This is a genomic window from Trueperaceae bacterium, from assembly GCA_031581195.1.
Taxonomy (GTDB): domain Bacteria; phylum Deinococcota; class Deinococci; order Deinococcales; family Trueperaceae; genus SLSQ01.
Genome location: JAVLCF010000118.1, coordinates 1 through 6,866, shown reverse-complemented (window position 1 = coordinate 6,866; position 6,866 = coordinate 1). Strand labels below are relative to the sequence as shown.

Sequence of the window (6,866 nt, the reverse complement as noted above, 5' to 3'; positions counted from 1 at the left end):
GTTGACGTCTGCTCCCGCATCGACGAGTGCGGCAATTGCTTCGTCACCGTGCTTGCGACTTGCGGCACCCTCCATCAGGGTGGCCCCGTTTGCGTCAACGTCATCGATGTTCGCCCCTGCCGCGACGAGCATCGCCACGAGTTCTGCCGACCCTTCCGCGACGGCATGGCTCAAGGGTGAGAGGCGGCCAGGCAAGCTCGGCTCGTTCGGGTCGACTCCCGCGTCCAGCAACGCGCGAACGACATCGACGCTGCCATGCTTCACGGCCAGGCAAAGGGGCGTGAACCCTTGCGGGTCCCTTTGTTCGAGATCGCGGCCCGAGTGGGTCTCGATGATGGCCTTGAACGCTCCGGCGTCGCCATCCTTGGCCATGGTCCAAACGTCTTGGAGATTCGGCAACGTGCTCACCCTTTCATGGTGAAGGCTGCTGGGGAATCAGGCGCACGGCGGCTTGACGCCTCTCGCTCCATTCCAAGTTCGTCGAGCACCTCGTGAAGCGATTGGCGTTCAAGGTCCCACATTTCGGCCTCCGGTCAATTCACGTGACGAAAAATGGCGTCGAACATCTCTTCGACCGTATGGTTCTGCGGATCGGGCACATCGTGCCGACGCTCGATCTCGACATCGAGCACCCGCTGCTCGAACTGCGCGTTGAGGTACAAGCTCGTGAGGAGCGACGACGCATGAGGGATGGGTATCCGGTCGATCACGCTCACGAGGATGAAGTCATCCACGCGATGATCCCCGCAACGGCGAGCTTGCTCACCCGCCGCGATGCGATCATCGAACGACATCTCTTCGATGGTGCGTACCTCCGTGCTCAAGCGGAGGGGCACGAGGCGCGTCGCGGTTGACGTACCGGCAACCGCCTCGTCAGGCCACTCGACGATGGTGATCAACTTGTCGCTGCGTTCGTCGAACGCGCATGGGTAAAGGCCCCCGGCGTACCGGACGTGTTTCGCGCCAGGAAGGGGGTAGGTGCGATGGATGTGGCCCAGCGCCACGTAGTTGAAACCATCAAATGCGTCCACCGAAACGCTGCCAGTCCCTCCAAGCGTCACCGGCTCCTCACCCACGCCCTCCGCTTCGGCGCCGTCCACGTACGCATGGGCAACCGCAACGCATGGGTGCTGGCCGCTCCTGGTGTTCAACGCTCGCTTCGTGAGCCATCGCATTGCTTCGTCGTAGTCGAAGTCCCCAATCGACCCCTCATCCCCGTTCGCTTCCGAAGCATGCCTCTGAGCCAACGTTCCGATGCGGCCTGGCTTGTGGAAGGGAAACCCGAAGAATTCGATGCCTCCGATGCCGTGCGCCTCGTGCGCACGGTCCAGCTCGCGAAATCGATGGAGGCCGCTTGGACGAGCAAGCCCCGCGTTTGGTGACATGCGATACGCATGATCGCGATTGCCGGGAATGACGAAGAGGGGACGTCCGCCCGACCGGCTCTCGACGAGCTCCTGGCTTCTCCACGCCCACGTACGCAATGCGGATCGTGGCGGCTGTTCGAGCGTGTCGAACACGTCCCCGGCAACCACCACCACGGCTGGGTCTTCATCGTGAGCGACCTTGAGCACGTGCTGCTGCTCGGGGATCAGATCGAACTTGCCATTCAGTTCTTTCCAATGTGCCAATCGAAGGTGTGGAGGGGTTTCGACATGCATGCTCCATTTGGTGGGGCGCGATAGCGATGAATTCCGTGCGGATGGTTGGTCGTTCTGTCGTGCGATTCGCTCCCGACGGGTGGAATAAGGGCCCATCACGGCGTCCCTCTTTCCACGAAGAGCGTTTCCCCACGCGCGGCGAACACGAGCAGGCCCGCTGGAGCGTCGAGAACGTCGAGGTAGGTACGCAACTGGCGTGCGTACGATTGCCGAGTGTCTTCGTTCGGCGCGAAGTCGCTCTTCCAGTCGATGACGAGGGCAACGTCACCCTGCTCGTCGAGAGCTACGGCGTCGGCGATCCCGGAGACGATGTGCGTCCCTTCGGCGTGCGGAATGGCCTTGCGGAGGTGCCACTCCGCGACGAGTTGACCATGCCATGCCGCGACGTCGGGATGCCGCCAACCTTTGAGAACGGTGGCCGTCACCTCTTCGGAATCGATGTTCGCAGCGTTCTCGATGCGCGTGAGAAGCGTCTTCGTTCTTGCGAGAAGCTGCACCTCGTCCGCTTCGAGCGCTCCACACACGATTTCTTCGAAGAGGGCGTGAACGAGCGAGCCCCGAGCGGTGCCATCCCGGCGAGGTCGCGGATCTTCACCGTTTTCGCTCGACTCCGGAACGCTTCTCTTCGGCGATTCGTGACGTTCGTGATTCGAGGGGCGCACGTCCACGTACGAGGGCCGTCGGGCGATGATGGCGCGAGTCGCCTGGGCGTAGCGTTCGCGCGGAACGCTTTCGGCTGCCTGTGCTCCGGTGCGGGGTGTTGGAATCGACCGTGGCGCGGGAGGGCGTGGCACGACCCAGGGAAGGTGGCTGGACTCCCAGGCGACGACGTTCCACCACGCCGCATTCTTGAGGGAGACGTCAACCGGTTCGGGAAGTATCAAGAGTTCGGACGGTCGCGTCATGACTACGTACCACAGCCGAACGCGCTCCGCCCGATCTTCCAGCTCCTGGTTTTGACGTGCTTCGTGCCACGCCGACGTGATGAGTCGAAACCCGTCATCCTCATCCAGTTTCTGGCTTACGTTCAGCGTGGCCGGTTGCGTCCGTTCGGGGTCCATCTTCGACGCGATTGCCGATGTTCGTGTTTGAGGCGCACCGAACATGTTGATGGGAATCACCACCGGCCACTCGAGTCCCTTGGAGGCGTGAATCGTCTGCATCGAGACGACCGCTTCGGTCTCGTCGGGCAACGACTCCCGCTCGCGAGAACCGTCATGCCAGGATTCCCACATGGATTGCGTGAAGGCGTGGAATCCTCGGCCAGCAAACGCTCGCGCATGTTCGAGAACCTGCTCGAGGTTCTTCAGGTCGCGCGCACTTCGCTTTGGATCGCGCTCGCGCACGACCGCGCGCACGTTGAGCACGTCGATGGCATGTGCTAGCGCCTGGTACGGCGTGCGGATTCGCGTCACATCGGCAAGCGCATCGAGGGTCGTGAGGATCGTACGAAGGCGTTCGTTGCGAAGGAGGGTTGGGTCCATGTCGCGCCGCAGTCGCACGTGATGGGCACCATCCGACGCGGATTGGGCGTCATCGAGCGCGTCGAGAAGCTCTTCGTCGGTGAAGCCGAGGAGTGGGCCGCGAAGCAGTGCACCGAGCGCCAACGTGTCGGAGGGGTTGGCGAGCGTCCGGCACAAGGCAAGCAAATCCTGCGTGACCTGCTGCCCGAAGTGGTTCTTCCCTGCTTGGCTTGCGATGGGAACGCCGATCTCTTCGAGGGCCGACTCGTAGATGTCGAGGTCGGTTCCCTTCGGTGCGAGCAACGCGACGTCATCAGGGGCGTAGGCGGCATGGCCTTCGAGTGCCGTGCCCTCGAGGAGGGCGGCTACGGTGCGTGCGACGGCGTCGGCTTCCGCGCGGCGGAGATCGCGTAGACTTCTTTCGTTAGTCTTTTCTCGCGATGGTCGTGCGCTACTCGGGGTGACGGCCATTCGTGCCACGGACGGGCGCTCGCGCGAGGCGAGCCGTACTGGGGTGGGCGCGAGCCGCTCGTAGCCCGGTTGGGATGGATGGCTCAACGGCGCGGCAAACGTCTCGTTGACGAAGTCCAGAATCGATGCCGAGGAGCGGAAGTTCGTGGTGATGCTGAGCCGCATTCCGTTCGAAGCCGACGCGATTTGGTCGCGCAGGTTCGTGTAGGTCCATACGTCCGCACCGCGGAACCGATAGATGCTCTGCTTGGGGTCGCCCACGACGAAGCGGGCTCCGGGGCGTGCTCGCAGGGTGCGCCAATCCTCCGCGTGCTCTTCGGATGTGATGCGCCAAATGATTTCGGCTTGGGCTTCGTCGGTGTCTTGAAACTCGTCGATGAGCACGTAGCGGAAGCGCTCAGCGAGTTCGGCGCGCACGTCGGGTTGGCTAGCAAGGAGGTCTCGAGCGCGTCGGATCAAATCGTCGAAGTCGATGACCGCTCGCATCGCTTTGGCTTCTTCGTACCGGCGCTGGAGCGTCATCATGTCCGCGCTGATCCTGGAGATTAGGTGGTCGGAGGCAGCGTGCGCCAACTTGGCGATGGCGTCACCCATCGCTGCGTAGGCGTCGGCCACGTGAGCGAAGGTTGCGTCGCGATCTGCGGGCCGCCTCCCCTGCTGTACGCCCGCGTGCCTCCATGCCTCCTTCGAAATGACGTTTATTCGCTTCTTGAACTGAGAACCATCACGCCTGAAGAACGGGCGAAGAGATTCGCTCAAATGTCGTAGCACCGTCCACACGTCACCGCGCACGAAGTCCTCATCAAGGACGACGGGCTTGAGTCGAGCGACGTTCCAATCGTGCTTGGGCGTCGAATACCCGACGACCCCCTCGCACGCAGCGACGTCGCGCGCTGCCCGGATCATGCGCTCCACAGCCATGTCGAGGGGCTCTCCAACTGGCGCGACCGCATCTGGACTCCATCGAAGTTCGTGAGCGATCGTTCTCAGCAGGGTGACGGCACGTGCACCGAACGCATGGACGGTGCGGACGAGCACATCGTCCGTCGCCCCGTGATGCAGCCGGTCGCGCAGCCACACGTCGAGAACGTCACCGAAGAGCGCGTCCGCTTGCGATTTGTCGAGGACCGTGGCGCCTGGATCGATGTCCGACTCAACGGGATACGCCATGAGGATTTCTCGCGCGAAGCTATGAATCGTCCCGACCGTGAGACGATCAAGATGTTTCGACGCGTGACGTAGGTGGCGACGCTGCTCGTCACTTCCTCCCTGGAGGAACGCGGTTTCGATGGCGGGATGCATGGACTGCGGGTCGTCCAGCACGCTGGCAACATGCTCGTGAACCGCGTTTGCAAGCTGGGCGCCTGCCGCATCGGTGAAGGTGATCGCGGCGATGGACGCGGGCGGAACGCCCGAAGCGAGTAGCGTCACGACGCGTCCAGACATGATGGCGGTCTTACCGCTTCCAGCGCCAGCCTCGATGACGACGTTCGCGTCGTGGTTTCGAAGCGCCTCGAGTCTGTGCGCTGCATCGTCAAGCGATCGCATCGGCATCCTGATGCTTCTCGGTCCGGTCGACGGAAAGGAAATGCATTAAGACCTCGCGCTCGATGCCCGCGAAGGCTTCCTCCTTTAGCCACTGGTATTCACGCGCGGAAGCGGGTAACGCGATCCGGTGATCGCGGTAGCGGTCCGTGAGCGCGTCGCGCCCCGGATGAGCGAACCCTTCGACGAGGCGCTCGCTCGCAACTCGGAGTGCACCTGCAAGCGCTTCCTCGTGGCGTTCTACAGGTTGGGAGAGGGAATGCGCGACCACCGCCGTTGGTTTGACATACACCAGGGACGCCTCCACGTGAGCTCCGGCGGGAAGGTGTGCGCGCACAACGCTTGCATACGCCGCACGTTGCACTTCGCGGCCGTCGCGAAGCTCCTTTTCGCCCTTTGGCCTGCCCGTCTTGTAGTCGATGACACGCGCGAAGCGTCGGTCGTCACTGACGTCGATGCGATCGATGATGCCCCGAAGCCGGACGGCCGTTCCGGGGACGACGTAGGGTGTCGCCGGATCCCAGGGCGCGTTTCGCTTGGTGATCTGGGTGGGTAGCGACGAATCGGCAAAGCCGAATCGCACCTCGGTGTACGAGCGCTCACCATCGAGAGGCGCGCGCGCATGGAGGAGGACGCGTTGCGCCATCGCGCGCACGTCCTCGAGCGTTGCGTGCCAGAGCGCGCGAGGCGGGCGTACGTGACCCCCTCCCCATGCGTCGCGCACGTCATCGAGGACGGCATCGAGGGTGTTGAGCGCTGCGGGCTCCTTAGGCGAGAACGACGCTCCTTGTGCTTCGAGCGCGTCCACGACGTGCTCGAGGACGTGATGGAAGAGAGTGCCGAGGTCGCGTGGGTCCATCGTCAGGGTCTCGGCACGTAATGGGGGTTCCTGCCATCGGTGAACGTGTGTGGCCACGAATCCGAACGGATCGCGCACCAGTTTGACGATTTTGCTCGGCGAGATCGGTTCTCGAACCGCGCGCTGAAGGGCGGGATGGTTTGCGCGAACTCGACCGTCGTGCGCCGTGAGCGATGGGACCCGCGTCCAAGCGTGGAGCGTGGAAACCGCAGCGCGAACGCCGTCACCCGCGAGGACCTCGTCGGAGCCGCACGCCGAGCGGTGTTGGTCGTTGAGCGGAGCGTCGACCGGGTCGCCGTAGGGCACCGTGCGCTCCTCGACATGAAGGGTCGCTATGAGCGGACTGGGTAGCCGCGGTTTGCCGTCGGTCGTGGCACGTGGGCGACTTACGACGCACTCGGATTCCGTGGCGTGGCGGATGGCATCGAACAGTGCGCGGTCACGCTCTCCTCGCGTCTGCTCCTCGAGTTGAACGCCTCGCGATTCGAGAATCCGGAGGGGCAAGAGTGGATCCTGCCGGTTCGTTCTCGGCCATTCTTGGCTGGACAACCCGAGAAGCCACGTATACGGTCGGGGTTGGCTTGGCAATCCTCCGGCAGGGGACCAAAGGATCGACGCACGCACGTCGACCGCGTCAGGATTCCTCATGTTCTCCAGAGTCGACGCCCACGCTCCGAACGGCGTCACCGTGACGATCCGTTCGACGATCTCGCGCGCCTCTTCGTCGAGCCAACGCTCGGCGAAGGCCTCCAAGGCCTCCAAGGCCTCCGCCTGACCGTCGGTATCGTGGATGAGCTCGGTGATCACCTCCCACACGTCTGCTGGAGCGCGGTCATGTCGAGGAAGCTGGGTCCAATGTTCGCGTCG

The 6,866-nt window shown here is 63.4% G+C and carries 4 protein-coding genes; all 4 read right to left on the bottom strand.

The window, feature by feature from the left end:
• Window positions 1-408: ankyrin repeat domain-containing protein (locus RI554_09790; GenBank protein MDR9392305.1), on the bottom strand; the 408-nt coding region annotated here is incomplete at its 3' end.
• Between the two features lie 125 nt (window positions 409-533).
• Window positions 534-1,661 carry a metallophosphoesterase gene (locus RI554_09785; GenBank protein ID MDR9392304.1) on the bottom strand — a complete coding sequence of 376 codons (1,128 nt, stop codon included), beginning with the start codon at window positions 1,659-1,661 and terminating at the stop codon, window positions 534-536.
• A gap of 95 nt (window positions 1,662-1,756) precedes the next feature.
• Complete coding sequence (locus tag RI554_09780) at window positions 1,757-5,149, bottom strand: UvrD-helicase domain-containing protein (GenBank protein MDR9392303.1); 3,393 nt, start codon at window positions 5,147-5,149, stop codon at window positions 1,757-1,759.
• On the bottom strand, window positions 5,130-6,866 hold a 1,737-nt coding region (locus tag RI554_09775; GenBank protein MDR9392302.1), incomplete at its 5' end, for a PD-(D/E)XK nuclease family protein. The genes RI554_09775 and RI554_09780, both read right to left, overlap by 20 nt.